At 39.3% G+C, this 20,155-nt stretch carries 17 protein-coding genes; 13 read left to right on the top strand and 4 right to left on the bottom strand.

Annotated features, from left to right (window positions below; all coding sequences use genetic code 11):
* Positions 1–16 precede the first annotated feature (16 nt).
* Positions 17–856: a 23S rRNA (adenine(2030)-N(6))-methyltransferase RlmJ gene (gene rlmJ / locus GQR38_RS15300; RefSeq protein ID WP_007586449.1), complete on the top strand. Its 840-nt coding sequence runs from the start codon at positions 17–19 to the stop codon at positions 854–856.
* Between the two features lie 105 nt (positions 857–961).
* Here the strand turns inward: rlmJ and GQR38_RS15295 are convergent, their stop codons facing one another.
* The 3 genes from GQR38_RS15295 to GQR38_RS15285 form a co-directional block, all read right to left on the bottom strand.
* Positions 962–1,780 carry an META domain-containing protein gene (locus tag GQR38_RS15295; RefSeq protein ID WP_101164326.1) on the bottom strand — a complete coding sequence of 273 codons (819 nt, stop codon included), beginning with the start codon at positions 1,778–1,780 and terminating at the stop codon, positions 962–964.
* Positions 1,781–1,901: 121 nt separating this feature from the next.
* Entirely contained in the window at positions 1,902–2,468 is a 567-nt protein-coding gene (locus tag GQR38_RS15290; RefSeq protein WP_007586451.1) for a PhnA domain-containing protein, read from the bottom strand.
* 78 nt (positions 2,469–2,546) lie between these two features.
* Entirely contained in the window at positions 2,547–3,296 is a 750-nt protein-coding gene (locus GQR38_RS15285) for a transporter substrate-binding domain-containing protein (protein WP_165722410.1), read from the bottom strand.
* Positions 3,297–3,446: 150 nt separating this feature from the next.
* On the opposite strand from GQR38_RS15285, the gene GQR38_RS15280 reads away from it, so the two are divergent.
* From GQR38_RS15280 to GQR38_RS15250, 7 genes are all read left to right on the top strand, one after another.
* On the top strand, positions 3,447–4,712 hold the full coding sequence (locus GQR38_RS15280; protein WP_165722412.1) for an EAL domain-containing protein: 1,266 nt from the start codon (positions 3,447–3,449) through the stop codon (positions 4,710–4,712).
* A 2-nt stretch (positions 4,713–4,714) separates the two neighbouring features.
* The gene (locus GQR38_RS15275; RefSeq protein ID WP_007586454.1) at positions 4,715–5,329 is read left to right on the top strand and encodes a paraquat-inducible protein A; all 615 of its coding nucleotides are present in this window, start codon (positions 4,715–4,717) and stop codon (positions 5,327–5,329) included.
* A gap of 94 nt (positions 5,330–5,423) precedes the next feature.
* Positions 5,424–5,786 (top strand): hypothetical protein, encoded by a 363-nt coding sequence (locus tag GQR38_RS15270; protein ID WP_225913250.1) that lies wholly within the window; start codon positions 5,424–5,426, stop codon positions 5,784–5,786.
* Positions 5,787–6,044: 258 nt separating this feature from the next.
* Positions 6,045–7,421, top strand: coding sequence for a TolC family protein (locus GQR38_RS15265; RefSeq protein WP_165722414.1), 1,377 nt, complete (start codon positions 6,045–6,047; stop codon positions 7,419–7,421).
* Positions 7,411–8,973: an efflux RND transporter periplasmic adaptor subunit gene (locus GQR38_RS15260; protein ID WP_165722416.1), complete on the top strand. Its 1,563-nt coding sequence runs from the start codon at positions 7,411–7,413 to the stop codon at positions 8,971–8,973. The genes GQR38_RS15265 and GQR38_RS15260 overlap by 11 nt, the downstream gene beginning before the upstream one ends.
* An 8-nt stretch (positions 8,974–8,981) precedes the next feature.
* The gene (locus GQR38_RS15255; RefSeq protein WP_165722418.1) at positions 8,982–12,101 is read left to right on the top strand and encodes an efflux RND transporter permease subunit; all 3,120 of its coding nucleotides are present in this window, start codon (positions 8,982–8,984) and stop codon (positions 12,099–12,101) included.
* A 200-nt stretch (positions 12,102–12,301) separates the two neighbouring features.
* On the top strand, positions 12,302–12,757 hold the full coding sequence (locus GQR38_RS15250; RefSeq protein WP_007586459.1) for a hypothetical protein: 456 nt from the start codon (positions 12,302–12,304) through the stop codon (positions 12,755–12,757).
* A gap of 176 nt (positions 12,758–12,933) precedes the next feature.
* Here GQR38_RS15250 and GQR38_RS15245 read toward each other — a convergent pair whose 3' ends face one another.
* Positions 12,934–13,440 carry an ACT domain-containing protein gene (locus tag GQR38_RS15245; protein ID WP_007586460.1) on the bottom strand — a complete coding sequence of 169 codons (507 nt, stop codon included), beginning with the start codon at positions 13,438–13,440 and terminating at the stop codon, positions 12,934–12,936.
* Between the two features lie 381 nt (positions 13,441–13,821).
* On the opposite strand from GQR38_RS15245, the gene GQR38_RS15240 reads away from it, so the two are divergent.
* The 5 genes from GQR38_RS15240 to GQR38_RS15220 all read left to right on the top strand — a co-directional run bounded on the left by GQR38_RS15240 (position 13,822) and on the right by GQR38_RS15220 (position 20,152).
* The gene (locus tag GQR38_RS15240) at positions 13,822–16,056 is read left to right on the top strand and encodes an ABC transporter permease subunit (RefSeq protein ID WP_165722420.1); all 2,235 of its coding nucleotides are present in this window, start codon (positions 13,822–13,824) and stop codon (positions 16,054–16,056) included.
* Between the two features lie 15 nt (positions 16,057–16,071).
* Positions 16,072–17,721, top strand: a complete 1,650-nt coding sequence (gene pstA, locus GQR38_RS15235; RefSeq protein ID WP_007586463.1) for a phosphate ABC transporter permease PstA — start codon at positions 16,072–16,074, stop codon at positions 17,719–17,721.
* A 27-nt stretch (positions 17,722–17,748) separates the two neighbouring features.
* Positions 17,749–18,576 carry a phosphate ABC transporter ATP-binding protein PstB gene (gene pstB, locus GQR38_RS15230; RefSeq protein WP_007586464.1) on the top strand — a complete coding sequence of 276 codons (828 nt, stop codon included), beginning with the start codon at positions 17,749–17,751 and terminating at the stop codon, positions 18,574–18,576.
* A 46-nt stretch (positions 18,577–18,622) separates the two neighbouring features.
* Positions 18,623–19,324, top strand: a complete 702-nt coding sequence (gene phoU / locus GQR38_RS15225; RefSeq protein ID WP_007586465.1) for a phosphate signaling complex protein PhoU — start codon at positions 18,623–18,625, stop codon at positions 19,322–19,324.
* 150 nt (positions 19,325–19,474) lie between these two features.
* Positions 19,475–20,152 (top strand): TIGR00153 family protein, encoded by a 678-nt coding sequence (locus tag GQR38_RS15220; protein WP_002957838.1) that lies wholly within the window; start codon positions 19,475–19,477, stop codon positions 20,150–20,152.
* Positions 20,153–20,155: the final 3 nt, after the last annotated feature.

Here is a 20,155-nt window from a genome sequence, read left to right as displayed (position 1 = left end):
ATGGCGAAAATAAATAATGCTTAGTTACAGACACTCATTTCATGCGGGTAATCCTGCCGATGTACTTAAACACTTAGTACTGGCACAAGTGCTAAATTATCAAACAATTAAAGATAAACCGCTTGATTATATAGACACACATTCAGGTGCTGGCTTTTTTGAACTTGCAGCTGCCGATGCGCAAAAAACGCAAGAGTATCAAGATGGTATTGAAAAACTTTGGCATCATAAAAGTGAGCATGCTGAGCTTAATGAATACATTGAATTAATTAAGTCATTTAACGACACTGACGAACTTGCGTTTTATCCAGGTTCACCAAAAATTGCAGAGCACTACTTACGCCGCCAAGATAAGGGTTGGTTTTTTGAACTGCACCCGCGCGATTTATTATTACTTGAAGAAAACATGCAAGGTAAGCGATCTATTCGTGTACGTGGAGAGGATGGTTTTGCAGGTTTAGTTGGTTTATTACCACCAGCATCTCGCAGAGCGTGTGTGTTAATTGATCCTCCATACGAAATTAAAGATGACTACGAAACGGTTGTAAAAACCTTAGTTAAAGCTCATCAGCGTTTTGCTACAGGTACTTACATGATTTGGTATCCGGTTGTAGATAGAGAACGCATTGATAATATGGAGCAGGGCTTAATTGATTCAGGAATGCGCAACATTCAGTTATTTGAATTAGGCACTGAAGCCGATACTGATGTACACGGTATGACAGCATCGGGCATGATTGTAATTAATCCTCCATGGAAGCTAAAGCAAACAATGGATGCAATAATGCCTGAACTTGTTAGTTTGTTAAGTGAGCCAAGTGGTTTTTACAGAAGTGAACAACTCGTTGATGAGTAACTTTAAATAGCGCTTATAACGAATAATAAAATGCCCAGCTTTGCTGGGCATTTTATTTAAAATCAATACGAATGTGTTAGGTAATATATATAAGGGAGCTAAATATTAATTAAAATAAACCGCACTAAAAGTAGCAAGCGTATTACCGCGACTGTTTTTAAGTTTTAGTGATTCACCTGTTATTTCCCACTTTGAAGTTTTGCTAAGTACGTCAGACATAGCCGCTTCTTGGCTCATATTATCCGAGCACATCTTTTTTGTACTTGCTAGCTGACTAAGTGTAATTGTTTGCTGCTCGGTACTATAGCTTCCGCTAAAATTATTACAGCCTAAAAAGCCATTAACACGGTGGTCTTTATTGAACTGAATGAACGGTTCTTTAGTTGTAACATTCACAGTTTGAGCATTTATTGTTATTGCTTTCCAGTAAGTATTTGTGAGTGTTACATCGGGTTTTTGAGTCGACACTTTTGAAAGCTCAATTTTATAGGGGGTAGTTAACTGTGATTCTGCAAACGGGTCATGATTTGTTGTACTTGTGTAAAGCACTTTGTCTTTATTTATAATTCTGGCGCTTAGGCTATAGCGATGTTTATCGCTAATTTTGCTGGCATCATAAATTAGCTCAACGGTAAATGGCGGGGCTTGGGTAACATCAATCACTTCTTGTGTGATTATATCGGCTTTTACATCCATTTTAGATACATTGGAAAGCGTAACTATTAATTGCGAGCCAGGGCGAAGCATACTGCGATCTTTGTAGCTAGCTTGGATAGTTAGGCTGGTTATTGCTTCTGCAATTTCTGTGTTTTCAGTCGATTTAGTTTGCTCACCGCAGCCAGTTACTGCAAAAGCGCTAAGCGCCAATAAGCCAATCCCTGCAACTGCCTTTTTACGCGAAGATACTGCTTGATGCTTTTCCATGTTGGTTATCCTTACTCAATATTATGTCCTTAGTGTATTACCTAGTTACTTAATCATTCCTTAACTTATTTTAAACATAAAAAAAGGCGCATTAGCGCCTTTAATAATTAAAAACAAACGATTATTTTTTAACAAACTTAGTTAAAATAACAATGCGCTGGCCGTCAACTCGCCCTTCAATATGTTCAGGGTTGCTGGTTAGGCCAATATTACGAACAGCTGTTCCACGTTTAGCGGTAAGGCTACTGCCTTTAACGTCTAAGTCTTTAATTAGGGTAACAGTATCGCCTGCTTGAAGTACTACACCGTTGCTATCTACATGCTTTAAATCGTCATCTTCGGCAAGTGCTTTTTTAGCCCAGGTTAGCGTGTCTTCTTCAAGGTAAATCATGTCTAGCGCATCTTGTGCCCAGCCATTATCAGGCGCTAAACGCGAAAGCATTCTGTAAGCTACAACTTGTACTGCAGGAGTTTGGCTCCACATGCTATCGTTTAAACAGTGCCAATGTGTAGGCGTTATTTCGCTGTTATTCTCGATTTGATCTTTACATGTTTGACACGTGTAAATACATTTATCTGAGTGGGTTTCAGTTACCGGTGGTACTTCATAAACAGATAAGTTCTCGGTGGCTGCACACAATTCACATTGATTATTACTACGTTCGATTAAGGCTTTTTCAATACTCATGGGGCTCTTTCTGATTCTGGTCGAGTTAACATTTGCTGCTATTGTACTCCAAAACACGAGCTCTGCGCCATTAGTCCCTTAATTTTGTGTGGGTATATTACTCATATACTTATCTTCAATACTTTTTATATATCCTTGAGCGTGAAGGTTTTTAATTGCTAGGTTTATTTGGGGCAATAACCCTTTATGTTTGCTCAATAAACGAATTCTTAAAAAACCATGGGAATGCTGTGCGCCAAAGGCAATGTTTATCCCTAACTGCTTTGCCCAATAGAGCGCAGTTAACTTACCTATTAGTGCTGCTTCTACACGGTTTCTTGATAGAGCGGTCATAAGTTCTTTCTCGGATGGAAAGTCAACACGCTCAAAGGTGTTGTCATTAAAGTAATAGTAACCTAGTACTGTTCCTATATTTTTGCCCTTTAAGCTATCAGCGTTTTGCCAGTTCTGGGCATTTTGAGGCAAGGTAACAATCATTTCTGTGGCATAAATAAGGGGCTCTGAAAAAACATAACGAGAGTCATTTCTCTCATCCTTTGGAAGCCATTCTAATGAAATAACATCAAAATCGATTATTTCATCTTGTAAATATTTGGTAATACGCTTTGTGGGTAGGTCGATATGAGAAGCTGCAATATTTGCATCATCGAGTGCTTTTTCAATAATTTCGGGTAATACACCAGGCTTTTCTGGATCATTTGTATAATATGGATAATGACTACCTGACGCGCTAACATTGTATTTGAGAGGAGTAGGGTTAATGCTGGCATAGCTAAAAAATACAAATAGCAGAGGGCTCAGTACTAATAACCGAATAAAGTTAGCCAAATCTCCACCTTTTATATTAATATTTTTATATTAGTGTTATGTAATTTTAACATTTTTGCAATGACGACTATGTTTATCTTATGCGAGTTGCATTAAAGTACACATATTATTGGCTGTTTTGCCATCTCTTATTTATAGGTTTAGAGCCAAGTGAAATTAAATAACATACCTGATGAGGTACAAAAAATAACTCAGTTTGTCGCGCGGCAACCTATTTTTGATATAGAGCAGAATGTTTTCTCTTACGAACTGCTTTATCGAGACTCAGCCAACAATGCGTTTCCTGTGGGCACTTCTGATGTGCATGCGACAAGCCGCCTGTTTTTTAATGCATTAATGTTGGTAGGTTTAGATAGACTTACCGCGCATCATTTAGCTTTTATAAACTTGTCATCAGAAACTATTCTCGATAACTTTCCCAAACTTTTATTGCCAGAAAATAGTGTTATTGAAATAGTAGAGCGCACGGGTAATATTCCTGCGGTTGCTGAGCGTGTGCAAGAACTTAAAAAAGAAGGGTATGTTTTTGCACTTGATGATTACGATGGCGATCCAAAATGGGAGCCACTATTAGCACATGTTGATTACATAAAAATTGAGATAGATGATCCGGTTATTAAAACCAATATGCGCATTAAAAAAATAAAACGCGCAAATCCACATGCAAAAATAATTGTTGAACGAATAGAGACGCATGAACAATTTAATATATTAAAATTGGCAGGCTGTGATTTATTTCAGGGGTTCTTTTTCTCTCGCCCAGAAATGATTACGTATAAAGGTGTAGAGCCTTCAAAGTTAACTGTTTTTGATCTATTGCGTTTTACAGCAAAACAAAAACTTTGCTTTAAAGAAGTTCATCAACGAGTGGCCAGAGATGTAGCCATAACAGCCAGGGTTTTAAAGCTGGCTAACGCGCGTTCAGGAAAAGCAAATTTAGTTATTACTTCTATTTCACAAGCGGTTATTTATTTAGGTGAAGATACAATAAGGCAATTTGTTCGTGTATTAGCAATTAGTGAGTTGGGGGTCGAAAAACCAACCGAATTAACTAAGCTTGCTTTAACGCGGGCTCAATTTATGTCGCTTATTTTAGAGCAAAATAATAAAGAGCTGACCGAGCAAGGGTATCTAGTGGGTTTGTTCTCGGTGCTTGATGCTATTTTAGATGCTGATTTAAAAGACATAGTTAAAGAGTTTACCTTAGATGCAGCTATATCTGATGCGTTACTATTAGAGAGCGGCATTTTAGGAAACTGTTTATCGCTTATAAAAGAATTTGAATTAGATAATGTAGATGAAGCTATGGTCCATTTGGCCAACATAAACTCAGAGCTACACATTGGCGATATATTTAATTTTTTACTGGATGCTGTTTTATACAGTGACGATATTATTGAGGCAATAGCAGAATAAATATGCGTAATTGGTTGTCGGTTATAAGTGTAGTGGTTGCTCTTTGTTTATTGTTTCCTGGTATTACAAAACCAGTATTAACAATAGAGGGCAACATAGATAAATCAAAACTAGCGCAAGCGGGTATTGAAATGCTGGCTGAAGAGGGCGATGGTCGAACTCGCAGTATGCTAATGATGTTCTCGAACATGCTAGGGCTTGATAAGTTAGAAGGTGAGATTAGCGCCTATAACAAAACACAAAGTATTTTAGGCACAGTTAAAGAGCTTGCTAGCAATAATAATTTATTTGTAGCCGCTTTAGTGGGGTTGTTTTCTATTGTTATTCCAAGCTTAAAGCTGCTATTACAATTGCTTTATTGTTGCCTACCTTTGAATGGGTTTAAGCAAAAGCTCGGTCTGGTTATTTGTGCATTAAGTAAGTGGAGCATGGTTGATGTATTTGTTATTGCATTAATAGTGACTTACTTAGCAGGTAACGCCCATGGTAAAAGTGGCGAGCTACTTGTTATGAATGCACAATTTGGTGAAGGGTTTTGGTATTTTAGCGCATATTGTATATTTGCAATTATCGCGAGTAACTTAATTAAAACACCTGCTAAACCGCAGTCTACATAATTAAAGTATTTGTGGTTGCCGTTAGGTTACCTTACAATCATTTTAAAGTTTATTAAAAGGCATAATGTTGCAACGTTTTTACTCTAGTTTACTCATGATAACTTTACTGCTCACTTTTGTGGGTCAGGCAGTTGCGTCTGTAGCTATGGTATGCGAAATGCCACATATGCCAACTAAGACAGCAACGCATGCCCAAATGCCAATGACACAAAGTAGTGATGCAACAGCTGTCGTTAGCATGTCTGAAAATATGATGCAGATGGATTGTTGCGACGACGAAAGTACGCCACAAAATGACTGTAAATGCCCTATGAGTGGCTGCGCTGCTAACTCAATGCTTAATGTTGATACTTTATTTAGCGTTACTTTACTTGAATCTGAAAAAGTAAATGTACGTGTATTTACTACACAAATTAATATACCTCGTTCACTCTACCGCCCTCCTATGTCTGCTTAATAGCAGGATAGGTGTAATATCAATTTTATTGAAAACATGCTCATTCTAGCGAGTTAAATAACTCTCTAACTGCGTTAAAAATTACTTATATAAAGCAACTATACTGCGTAATTTTTTCCTTGTTATAGAGCTATTTCCCTACCGCAATAATAGATCATTAATTCAATGCAATTGATATAAAAGGTTTTTGTAAAACTCCTAAACACCTTTTTTGCTTCCTAATTTAAGATTTTCTTTTATTTTTAGATGGAGCAGGTGATGAACCACGCTGTAAGTATTAAAGTCGTATTATGTAGTGTTGTGTTATTTAGCACAGCTGTTAATGCGCAAAACAATCAAAATAACCTAAATACCGAAACACTAAAGCAAACTAGTAATGAGCAAACGCTTAGCTTAACGCAAGCGCTTAATTATGCGCTAACGCATGAGCCATGGCTAAAAGCGAGTGGCTACCAAGAAGATGCAGCAATAGCGCAAAGCATTGCCGCTGGCACCTTACCCGATCCTGTTTTAACGGTTGGCTTACTCAACTTACCTACTAACGGTTATGCGTTTGATCAAGAAGGGATGACGCAGCTTAAAGTTGATTTGAGCCAAAAGTTTAGCCGAGGGAATAGTTTAGCGCTTAGACAAAAAGCATTAGCACAGTCTGCTCAACAATACCCTTGGCAGCGCGCCGATCGCTTAGCACAAGTAAAAGCAATTGTGATTGAGTCGTGGTTAAACGCGTATCGTGCTCAGCGAAGTATTGCTTTAATTGAGCTAGATAAAGGGCTATTTACTCAACTTATTGACATTACCGAAGCAAGCTACGCAAGCACCTTAGGTAAAACACGTCAGCAAGATATTATTCGTGCGCAATTAGAACTCACCCGTCTTGAAGATAAGCTGGTTATGCTTGAGCAGCAATTTGAAAGTGCTAAAAACCGTTTAGCACAGTGGTTACCTATGAATATGCTTATGCAGCCTTTAAATACTGAGTTTACTAAAACCACAGGGCTGGTTGATTTTGCGAGCCTTGAATTTGATGAGCTAATACAGTTGCTTATGGCGCATCCCGCAATTATTGCGATAGATAAAACCGTAACGGCAAAGCAAACCGAAGTTGCGCTCGCTAAGCAAAGCTACAAACCTCAAATGGGCGTTAATGTGGGTTATGGTTACCGAGATGATACCCCGATGGGTGAGTCGCGAGCTGATTTACTCTCTGTAGGGTTTAGTATTGATTTGCCATTGTTTACTGATAACAGACAAGATCAACAGGTTAAATCGGCTATTGCTAGTGCAGAAGCTATTAAAACACAAAAGCTGGTGGCGCTTCAAAAACTCAAAGGCATGTACTTTAAGGAGTTTAGCCAACTCGCTCGTTTGCAAAAACGCGATGCGCTTTATCAAAATACGTTATTACCGCAAATGTCAGAGCAATCTCAGGCAACACTAAATGCTTATACACGCGACGACGGGGATTTTTCTGACGTGATGCGCGCGCGCATTGGTGAACTTAACGCCAAAATTGATGCACTGAATATTCAAGTAGATCAACATATTATTACCGCCCGCCTTAATTATTATGCAAGTAGCTTAGACACCCAAGTAATGAGCGAGCAAACTGGAGAATTACACAATGAATACTAATTTAAAGTTACTTGTTGCCGCCTTAGTTGGCGCAGGCGCCTTTGGGTTAATAGGCGGCTTAGTAATGCAGTTTTTACCTAGCAACTCGGCAATGAATGAACAGCAAAGCGCTGAAAAACAGCCCTTATATTGGGTAGCCCCTATGGATAGTAATTACAGGCGTGACGCGCCAGGGCTTTCGCCAATGGGAATGGATTTAGTACCTGTGTATGAAAACGCTAGCAAGGCTCAGGATGGACCAGGTGCTGTAACTATTTCGCCTGCAGTCGTTAATAACTTTGGTGTAAGAACTGCCAAAGTGCAGCTTAAAACACTTCACAGAGATATAAATACTGTGGGTTATGTGCAATATAACCAAGACCAACTTATTCACATTCATCCGCGTGTAGAAGGCTGGATTGAAAGTTTATACGTTAAAGCACAAGGCGCAGAAGTTAAAGCCGGTGAGCCTTTATATACATTGTATTCACCACAATTGGTGAACGCACAGGAAGAGCTTTTATTGGCGGTTAATCGTAATAATACCGTGTTAATTCGCGCTGCAAAGGCGCGTTTAGAGTCTTTAAATGTGTCTGATGGATTTATCGAGCGCTTACAAAAAAATAAAAAGATAATGCAAAATATTACTTTTTACGCAAAGCAAAGTGGTGTGGTAGATGAGCTAACAGTACGAGAGGGCTTTTACGTTAAACCAGGCACATCAATGATGAGTATTGCCCAGCTTGATGAAATTTGGGTAGAGGCGGAAGTGTTCGAGCGCCAATCAGAACAAGTGAGTGTTGGGTTGCCCGTTACAATGACGCTTGATTACTTAAAAGGTCAAAAGTGGGAAGGTAAGGTTGATTACATTTACCCCGCGCTTGATGCTAAAAACCGGACTCTGCGTGTAAGGCTTAGGTTTGAAAATGCAGATCATCGGTTAAAACCAAATATGTTTGCACAAGTGAGCATTCACGCTAAAGCGAGTAAGGCGCAATTTACAGTCCCTAAAGAAGCGGTAATCCGCACGCAGCATCAAAACCGCGTGGTTATTGCATTAGGTGAGGGTCGTTTTAAATCGGTAGAAGTTGAAGTTGGGCAAATTAATAGTAATGAAGCGGTCATTTTGTCAGGTGTAATGACAGGTGACACGGTAGTGACTTCAGCGCAATTTTTAATAGACTCTGAATCGAGTAAAAGCTCCGACTTTAAACGAATGGAAATGCCTAGTTCTAGTATTAACTCAGGTATGAGTTCGGATTCTGGTTCAGACTCAAATATGAACATGGATATGCAGCCACAAAATGCGACTGTTAACGGTACTATTAACGCCATAGATACACAAAATCGCATTATTAATATTAGCCGAGAAGCCATTGAAAAATGGAATCGAGAACCCGCCACAATGGACTTTGTATTAGCGCCAGATATTGATATTAGTCAGTTTGAAAATGCCCAGTATATTAATTTTACTTTTAGCATTATTAACGATGAATTTGTAATTACTAAAGCGCAAAACGCAGAGCCGATTGATCATTCTACTATGCAACCTATGCAACACAGTTCTCACTAGGAGCCATTATGATAACTGCCATTATTCGCTGGTCTGTTAGCAATCGCTTTTTTGTGTTGTTGCTTACATTAATTTTACTGGGTGGAGGATTGTTTGCGGTAAAAAATACTCCCGTGGATGCCTTGCCTGACTTATCTGATGTTCAGGTCATTATAAAAACCACTTATCCGGGGCAAGCGCCGCAAGTAGTGCAAGACCAAGTTACATTTCCGCTCACCACAGCAATGCTTTCTGTGCCGGGTGCGCAAACTGTAAGGGGGTTTTCGTTTTTTGGAGACTCGTACGTTTACGTTATTTTTGACGAAAAAACCGATTTGTATTGGGCGCGTAGCCGAGTACAAGAATACCTAAGCCAAGTAGCGAGTAGATTACCCGATAGCGCTACGCCAGAGCTTGGCCCTGATGCAACAGGCGTAGGTTGGATTTACTTATACGCACTAGTTGATAAAACAAATAAACACGATATTAGTCAGCTACGAAGCTTACAAGATTGGTTTTTAAAGTTTGAGCTACAAACTGTGCCCGGTGTATCTGAAGTGGCTGCTGTTGGTGGCATGGTTAAGCAATACCAAGTCAATGTAGAGCCCGATAAATTACGGGCATATGGTATTCCGCTAAGCCTTATTCAAACAGCTATTCAACAAGGCAACCAAGAGATGGGCGCCTCGGTAGTTGAAATGGCTGAAGCTGAATACATGGTAACAAGCACCGGCTACATTAAGAGTGTTGCCGACTTGGAAGCTATTCCGCTTGGTGTAAACGCCAACGGTACTGCGCTGCAATTACGTGATGTAGCTGATATTCGGGTCGGACCGCAAATGCGCCGTGGTATTGCAGAGCTAAATGGCGAAGGCGAAGTAACCGGCGGCATTGTTATTATGCGCTATGGCGAAAATGCACAAAAAACCATTGAGCTCGTAAAAGAAAAACTAGAATCGCTTAAAAAGGGATTACCAGAGGGCGTTGAAATAGTCCCTGTGTACGATCGCTCTAACTTAATAAATAACGCGGTAGATAATCTAACAAGTAAGCTAATTGAAGAGCTTATTGTAGTTGCCTTAGTGTGTGTGGTGTTTTTGTTTCATGTGCGCTCATCGCTGGTGGCGATTATTACGTTACCGCTTGGGATTTTAACGGCATTTATAATTATGTATTGGCAGGGGATTAACGCCAACATTATGTCTTTAGGAGGAATTGCAATAGCGATAGGCGCAATGACCGACGGCGCTATCGTCATGATTGAAAATATGCATAAGCATATGGAAAAAACGCCCCTTACCAAGGAAAACCGTTGGGAAGTTGTGGCTAAATCGGCGAGTGAAGTGGGTCCTGCATTATTTTTTAGTTTATTAATTATTACCGTCAGCTTTATGCCGGTATTTATTTTAGAAGCGCAAGAAGGACGTATGTTTGCGCCACTCGCTTACACTAAAACCTATGCTATGGCAGCGTCTGCTGGGCTTGCGATTACCTTAGTGCCGGTATTGATGGGTTACTTTATTAGAGGTAAAGTTATTTCGGAGCAAAAAAATCCAGTTAACCGATTACTTGTTGCAGCGTATCGGCCATTACTTAACTGGGTGCTTAAATTTCCAAAAATGACATTGGTACTCGCGGTGGTTGTTTCTGTTATTGGCTTTTACCCGGTAAACAAAATAGGCAGTGAATTTATTCCGCCACTCGATGAGGGCGACTTAATGTATATGCCCACAACGTATCCAGGTTTATCGGTAGGTAAAGCGCGCGAAATACTACAGCAAACCGACAAGTTAATTGCCACAGTACCCGAAGTTAAAACGGTATTTGGTAAAGTTGGGCGAGCAGAAACTGCAACAGATCCTGCGCCTCTTACAATGATAGAGACGTTTATTCAGCTAAAACCAAAAGACGAATGGCGCGAGGGTATGACGCTTGAAAAACTTAAAAAAGAACTCGACGGCTTAGTTAAGTTTCCAGGGTTGACGAATGCGTGGGTAATGCCAATTAAAACACGTATTGATATGCTCGCAACGGGTATTAAAACTCCCGTGGGCATTAAAGTTGCGGGACCAAAGTTGAGCGAAATTCAAAAAATTGGTCAACAAATAGAAGTGCTTTTAAAAGATGTGCAAGGCACCGCATCGGTTTACTCAGAGCGAGTAGCCGGTGGACGTTATATAAAAGTAGATATAAATCGTGAAAAAGCCGCGCGTTATAGCTTAAACATTAGCGACGTACAGCAAGTTGTATCTACTGCAATAGGTGGTACAAACGTAACACAAACGGTAGAAGGGCAAGAGCGTTACCCTGTTAATTTACGTTATCCGCAAGCATACAGAGACTCGCCAGAAGAGTTAATGTTGTTACCTATTGTAACGCCTACAGGGCAGCGTATAGCACTTGGTGATGTAGCCGATGTATTTATTGAAGATGGACCGCCTGGTATAAAAAGCGAAAATGCACGTTTAAACGGTTGGAGTTTTATTGATATAGATGGCGTTGATATTGGTACTTACGTTGAGCACGCTCAGCAAGTGCTCAATAAAGACCTAATACTACCTGCTGGCTACTCAATTACGTGGGCTGGGCAATATGAATACATGCAGCGCGCTAAAGACAAATTGACTTATGTATTACCACTTACATTAGCGATTATTATTGTATTGCTTTACCTTAATTTTAGAAGCTTTGCTGAGGTCACTATTATTATGGCTACGTTGCCACTGGCAATGATTGGTGGCGTATGGCTAATGTATTTAGAGGGCTTTAACTTTTCAGTTGCAGTAGGTGTAGGCTTTATTGCCTTAGCTGGAGTAGCGGTAGAAATAGGAGTCATTATGTTGGTGTATTTAAACCAAGCCTATCAAGAAAAGTGCCTCGAAGCAGAGCAAGCCGGAAAACCGCTTAGTTTAGTGCAATTACAGCAAGCTATTATTGAAGGAGCAGGGCTTAGAGTGCGCCCGGTTATGATGACTGTCGCGACAATTATTATCGGTTTATTACCTGTACTTTATGGTACAGGCACCGGAAGCGAAGTAATGAGCCGAATAGCAGCGCCTATGGTTGGCGGTATGGGCAGTGCAATTGTACTCACCTTACTTGTTATTCCTGCTGTTTACTTGCTGTGGCGCAAACAAGGACTTAAATAATATAAAACAACAAGACTATAGAGCAGTGCGGTTACTACTCACGCATTGCTCTATAAAAATTACCTATAATTTGTAAGTTGTTCTATTAAATAGCTAGTTATTACTCATATTTAAATTAACTAACTGTTTTTAAATAGCTTTTTAATTGGCACGCTTTACGCAGTGTATTACCTATACAGTCAACTAAGTAAGGAATGCACATGCAAGTTAAAACAATTAAAGAGGTATACGATTGGACCGTTTTGTTTCATACGCAAATGGCGGCTAATTTTTATAGCGTAAAGGATTTACTCGATGAACATAATGCAATGCTGGTGGACTACTACCTAAATTACGAAAAAAAACTCGCCGAAGATTTAGTCGGGTTTAAAGCGATAACCGAAATAAATACGCTCGATACGTACAGTTATGAATACTTTGCTAAAAATCCTGAGCTAATTACTTTTGAAGACATTAGTAAAGATCAGCAATTCGATGAAGAAGTCATTCAAGGCTATTTAGCACAGCAACATCAAAAAGTGATTGAGTTATATGAATACTTACTTGAACGCGCCGAAACCGAAAGTGGGCAAGAAAAGCTTCAACAAATACTAGAGCTTGAAAAGCAAGGTATAAAGCAAATGATGCAAAGTACTAATCGTCATATGGATATGTAGCTTTATAAAAGAGCGGGATTACTGAGTTTATCTCGCTCTTATTAGCTTTAAGGTGATTATTTAAAATAGCTGATGCTTGCATCGGCTTATTTTATGTCTGCGTTAAATAATCTGCAGAGCATTTTGATGGACTGAAATGGTATGCGTGTCAGTTGTATGGCACGCATAAATGGAGGTTAAACTTCTTCCGTATCTACAATTAAATCACTTGTAATTGATTCCAATGCTTCAATAACTTCGTCTTTATCCATACCATTTGGCAAAGTAACGGTAGCAACAGCGCTAAAAATAGGCACTCCCCAATTAGGTGCACTTTGTTGTCTTGAATTTAAGTGAGTAATATTAGCGCCTTTATGACGTATTACACTTGCCAGTTCTTGAACAATACCAGGACGGTCGTTACCTGTTATAACTAGATTAATTTGCTCTAGTGTTGATGGTTCAATCTCTGTGTTTCCGGTTTCAATACGAACGTCTAACTTAGGTAACTTATTTAAAGCACTTTGTAATGATTGAAAATGCTCCTCAGCAACTTCAAGTTGAATAATACCTGCAAAATGACCTAATAAATGGCTTAAGTTACTGCTTAGCCAGTTGCCATGATTCTGTAATACGACTGATGAGATGCTCTCTACTAAACCAGGGCGATCTTTCCCTAAAATAGTTATAACCAACTGCTTCATAAATAATTCTCTTTTTAAGCCCAAAGAAAGTAAATGCATAGGCATTAAGTATGTTGTCTAATTTAAATTGTGTGTTGTTGCACTTTTTTATAAATCTTTGATTATAAGTTAAAAAAATGGATATAGTTGTGTTGACTATACGCAGTATTAATAGTCATTATTATTTACTAAGTACTCTTTTAGTATTGACCTCGATAAATACTTTGTCCAATTATTTTATAATTTAGTTCACTTATAAATCACCTATTTGAAGCTAATTTAGACTTTTCCCTCGTTAGTTTTATTTAAAGCTGTTTTAGAGTGCTTATTGTTACCGTTGTAACAATACTGTCATCTTGATGAAATATAATTTATGCAACGTTAAGATTTAAGGGTGTTTTGATGACTTCAAATCCGAATAAGCCGACTTTTAATACGGATCGAAGCCGTCTATTTAAAGATCGGTTTGCCAAATTTGGCATAACCGCAGGTGGGATAATGGTATTAGTAGCGCTGCTATTAATATTCTTTTACCTTCTTTATGTAGTACAGCCAATTTTTGAATCAGCAAAAGTAGAAAAGCGCGATAGCTTTCATGTTGCTAATTCACAGCAAATAGTAGGTTTAGGCGTAGAAGAGCAAACTGAAGTAGCTTATTTACTAAGTGAGCAGGGGCAGGTTGATTTTTACAGTGTTGAGTCAGGTAGTTTTGGTAAAAAACTCAAAATGCTTAATGCAGAGTTACCTAGTGATGCAACAAGCTTTGCAACTAGCGCGCCTTTTCAAGGGCATTATGCGTTTGGTTTAAAAGATGGCACCGTAATGGTTGTTGCACCTAAATTTTTAGTTACCTTTCCAAACAACGAACGTAAATTAACACCTCGCTTAGGTTTTCCTCTTGGGGAAATGGCTTTAGAAGTAGATGAGCAAGGTGCGGCTATTAAACGCTTTGCATTTAGTCACTATGAAGACAAAACAGCAGTTGTAGCACTTACCGAAGATAAACGTGTACTGTTTAGCAGTTTTGTTGCTGAAGAGAATATGTTTACTGGTGAAGTTGAGTGGGTTGTTGAGCGTACAGAACTTGATGTTGAAGGACGTGTAGACGAGTTATTAATGTCGCCAGATACAACACGTACTTTTGTGCGTTCTGCTAATCAAGTGTATGTATACGATACACGAGACCCAAGTGATGTAGAGCAAATTCAATTACTTTCGGCTAACGAAGAAAATGCAAATATTGTATCTGCACAGTTGTTGGCTGGTGCAAACTCATTAATGCTTGCGAATGATAACGGTGAGGTTTCGCAGTGGTTTGAAGTAAACACTGACACAGGCCGCGAATATCAAAAAATTCGCTCATTTGAAACGACTAAGCAAAGTAAGCTAAATATATTTACTGAGTTTTACCGTCGTACTTTTTTTACTACCGGCAATAATGGTGAGCTAGGTGTGTATTACACAACAAGTGAAGCAAAACTTTGGCAAGGTAAAGTAAGTGAAGGTGCAATAGAGAACTTTGCAATTGCACCACGTTCAAATGCTGCGTTAATTTTAGCGGATAACAAACTAACCGTATTAGATATTCACAACGAGCATCCAGAAGTTACTTGGTCAGCACTTTGGCAAGAAGTGTGGTACGAAGGTTACCCAGAGCCAGGTTATATATGGCAGTCAACATCAGCTAGTGATGACTTTGAGTCTAAGTTTTCATTAGTGCCAATTTCGTTTGGTACATTAAAAGCTGCACTTTACGCTATGTTGTTTGCTGTACCAATCGCGCTTTCGGCGGCTATTTACACGGCATACTTTATGTCGAGCAAATTACGTAAAGTGGTTAAGCCTACCGTAGAAATAATGGAAGCATTACCAACGGTTATTTTGGGTTTTTTAGCGGGTCTTTGGTTAGCACCGTTAATAGAAGAACACTTACCTGCGATTGTTGGGTTACTCGTACTATTACCGCTAGGTATGTTAGCGACGGGCTTAGCTTGGACTAAATTGCCAACAAAAATTCGCCATAGAATTCCTGAAGGTTCTCATTCAATTATCCTTATTCCGGTCGTTTTACTTATTGGTTGGTTTTCGTTTGCTATGAGCGAATTTGTTGAACTTTGGATGTTTGACGGCAATGTACGTCAGTATTTAACAAATGAGCTAGGTATGACATTCGATCAACGTAACTCGCTTGTTGTAGGTATTGCGATGGGTTTTGCGGTTATTCCTACTATATTCTCAATTGCAGAAGACGCGGTATTTAGTGTTCCAAAGCATTTATCAAATGGCTCATTAGCATTAGGTGCGACGCAGTGGCAAACACTAATACGTGTTGTATTACTAACAGCAAGCCCAGGTATTTTCTCTGCGGTAATGATGGGACTTGGCCGAGCAGTTGGTGAAACCATGATTGTACTTATGGCAACCGGTAATACACCGATTATGGATTGGAGCATTTTCCAAGGTATGCGTACGCTTGCAGCAAATATTGCAGTTGAAATGCCAGAGTCAGAAGTAGGTAGTTCGCACTATAGAATATTGTTCTTAGCGGCCTTTGTATTATTCATATTCACATTCATTTTTAACACAGTCGCTGAGTTTGTTCGCCAGCAACTGCGTGAAAAATACAGCTCAATGTAAGCGGAGAGACATGACATGGTAAAGCAGTGGTTTAAGTCTGGTTCTCCTTGGATTTGGATGACCGGTGGTGCAGTGAGCATCAGTTTGATTTCAGTTTTAGGCTTATTAGCAATGATAGCCTGGAAAGGGTTAAGCTTTTTCTGGCCTTCAGAAGTTGTACAGTTTGAACTTGAAGGGTCGATTGCAAAGCAAACCGTTATTGGCGAAGTTTACGACCGTGAATTAGTACCAAAAACGCGTTTAGCCGCGACAGGTATTGATGTTAGCGGGTTTGAAAAAGAAGAAATAGAGCGCTTACTTATTAAAACAGGTAACCGCGAATATGTAGATTTAGATTTTCGTTGGATATTAGAAACCGACATAACAAATAAAACAGCACCAGCTGCGCTTGCAGTATTTGAGCGTAGTAAAAACGGTAACTTTTATGGTTATGTGCAAAACGTTATTAAAGACGGTCAACCGGTTAATGGCGATAAAATAGAAGCGCTACATGAGCTTGTTGAGCGTGCAGTTGATTTAAATGACGAAGCACTTGATTTGCAAAATGGCGACATTGGGCATATTAACTACGCACTTGAACGCTTACGTTTAAAAGAAAAAGGCTACTTACTTGATAACGCTCTCACTGATGAACGTGTTGCTGAGCTTGCTCAAGCACGTGCTGAATTACGTGCAGAGTATGGTGTACTTGAAAAAGATTTATTTGCACTACGCAAACAAGCTAAACGTGACCACGTAACTGTAAAAGATATGCGCGGTGAAGTTGTTACAATTCCTATGTATCAAGTACTTGATGTTTGGTTTCCAAACGATATGGGCTTTTTTGCAAAGCTAGGCCACTACTTTGTGCAACTAGGTAAGTTTGTATCCGATGATCCACGTGAAGCAAATACAGAAGGCGGTGTTTTCCCTGCTATATTTGGTACTGTATTTATGGTTATGCTGATGGCTGTAATTGTGACGCCGTTTGGCGTTGTTGCTGCAATTTACTTACACGAGTACGCCGCAAAAAATGCAATCACTAAAATGATTCGTATCGCAGTGATTAACTTGGCCGGTGTTCCTTCAATTGTATACGGTGTATTTGGCCTCGGCTTTTTTGTATACATGTTAGGTGGTAGCTTAGACCAATTATTTTATCCAGAATCGTCGCCAACGCCAGTATTTGGTACGCCAGGTGTAATGTGGTCTGCATTAACGCTCGCCATACTAACGCTGCCAGTTGTTATTGTATCGACTGAAGAAGGTTTATCTCGTATTCCAAGTACCGTACGTGATGGTTCACTAGCGCTTGGCGCAACAAAAGTTGAAACGTTATGGCGCATAATTATTCCAATGGCAAGCCCTGCAATTATGACAGGTTTAATACTGGCAGTTGCACGTGCTGCAGGTGAAGTTGCACCGTTAATGCTAGTAGGCGTTGTAAAAATGGCCCCTACATTACCACTTGATGGCAACTTCCCGTATTTTCACTTAGATAGAAAGTTCATGCACTTAGGCTTTCATATATACGATGTTGGCTTCCAAAGCCCTAATGTTGAAGCGGCACGCCCGCTGGTATACGCAACGGCCTTTTTATTGGTGTCGGTGATTATTACCCTAAACATAACGGCCATTGGTATACGTAACCATTTACGTGAAAAGTACAGATCGCTTGAACACTAATTAGTAAAGATTTTATAGGTAACAAAAATGATTACAGTCGCTCCAAAAGTAAACCAAGCTAATATAGGCCAGAAGTTAGACCTAGAAAATTTAACGGATGACCAAAAAGCGCTAGAGATTAAAGATCTCGATCTTTACTACGGTGATAAGCAAGCGCTTAATAAAGTAAATATGAACATTCCAAAAGGCCAAGTAACTGCGTTTATAGGACCATCGGGCTGTGGTAAATCAACTCTATTACGTTGTATTAACCGCATGAATGATTTGGTTGATATTTGTCGTATTGAAGGTGAAATATTACTTCACGGTCAAAATATTTACGATAAGAGCGTAGATGTAGCAGCACTTCGTCGTAATGTAGGTATGGTGTTTCAGCGTCCTAACCCATTTCCTAAATCAATTTATGAAAATGTGGTTTATGGCCTACGCTTACAAGGCATTAAAGAGAAGCGTAAGTTAGACGAAGTGGTAGAGCAATCACTTCGTGGTGCTGCTTTATGGGATGAAGTAAAAGATAGATTACACGATAGCGCGTTTGGCTTATCGGGTGGTCAGCAACAGCGTTTAGTGATTGCTCGCTCAATTGCAATTGAGCCAGAAGTTCTTTTATTAGATGAACCTACATCAGCACTTGACCCTATTTCTACTTTGGTAATCGAAGAGCTAATAAACGATTTAAAAAACCAATTTACCGTTGTTATTGTTACACATAACATGCAACAAGCAGCACGTGTATCTGATCAAACAGCCTTTATGTATATGGGCGAATTGATTGAGTACTCAGACACAAATACCTTATTTACTACACCAACGAAGAAAAAGACCGAAGATTATATTACCGGTCGTTACGGTTAATTAGCCCGTTGTAGCGTGTTGTGCAAGATTAAGAGAGAAGGTAACTATGGAACATAATATTAATAAACATATTTCTGGGCGTTTTAACCAAGAACTAGAAAATGTACGTAATCATGTATTAAGTATGGGTGGCTTAGTTGAGCAGCAGTTAAACAGTGCGCTTGATGCGGTGAGTCGTAACGATGCAGAGCTTGCTCAAAAGGTACGTCAGAACGATTATAAAGTGAATGCAATGGAAGTAAGCATTGATGAAGAATGTACGCGTATTATTGCTCGTCGTCAGCCTGCAGCAAGTGACCTGCGTTTAGTGATTGCAATTGCTAAAACAATTGCTGATTTAGAACGTATTGGCGATGAAGCTGAGCGAATTGCTAAAGTTGCACTAGACTCATTTACCAAAGATCAGCAAGATTTATTAGTAAATATTGAAAACATGGGCCGCCAGGTTTTAAAAATGCTACACGACGTACTAGATGCATTTGCGCGTATGGATGTGCAACGTGCATTTCAAGTACATAAAGAAGATGCAAAAGTTGACCGCGAATATGAAGCCATCACACGTCAAATAATGACTTACATGATGGAAGATCCACGCTCAATACCTAAAATCATGGACTTAGTCTGGTCTGTTCGCTCATTAGAGCGTATTGGTGATCGCTGTCAGAACATTGCTGAATACATTATTTATTTTGTTAATGGCAAAGATATTCGCCATACATCTCAAGAAGATATAGAAAAATCACTATGATTTTTTACCCATCATGCTTTTCTATTAAAGCGGCTTAGTGCCGCTTTGTGTATTGCAAGCTTTAGTGAAGTAATAAAAAGCGTTCACAATCTTGGTTAATACTGTAAAATTCATGCTGCAAAGCATATCAATTTGATTAAAGGGTCAGTTATGCCTACAAACGCGTTTTTAGGAGTATTTGCAAAATCTCCTATCAAACCAATGGAAGAACACATCAAGAAGGTTCATCAAGCAAGTAAAGCTTTGATACCTTTTTTTAATCACGTATTTAAAGAAGAGTGGGTACAAGCAGAAGAGCTTCGCATCACTATTCGCAATTTAGAACGTGAAGCTGATGATATGAAAAGAGATATACGTTTACAATTACCGCGTGGTTTATTCATGCCGGTAGAGCGTACAGATCTTCTCGAACTAGTAACTCAACAAGATAAAATTGCCAATAAAGCAAAAGATATTGCAGGGCGAGTGATTGGTCGTGAAATGACCATTCCAAAAGTTATGCAAGCTGATTTCTTAGCTTACTTAACCCGTTGTGTAGATGCGACTAAACAAGCATCTAAAGCAATTAACGAATTAGAAGAATTGCTAGAAACGGGTTTTAAAGGTCGAGAAGTCACCTTAGTAGAAAAAATGTTAGTTGAATTGGATGCCATAGAACAAGACACGGACGAAATGCAGATAAAAGTACGCCGCCAGCTACGTGATGTAGAGGGTGAGTTAAATCCAATTGATGTTATGTTTTTGTACAAAATCATTGAATGGGTTGGCGAGCTTGCAGATATTGCAGAGCGCGTAGGATCACGTCTTGAGCTGATGTTAGCTCGTTAATTT

This window comes from Pseudoalteromonas sp. c7(2019) (assembly GCF_011378625.1).
GTDB classification, from domain to species: domain Bacteria; phylum Pseudomonadota; class Gammaproteobacteria; order Enterobacterales; family Alteromonadaceae; genus Pseudoalteromonas; species Pseudoalteromonas arctica.
The sequence above is the reverse complement of the archived record's forward strand: the minus strand, read 5'-3'. Positions and strand labels throughout refer to the sequence as shown.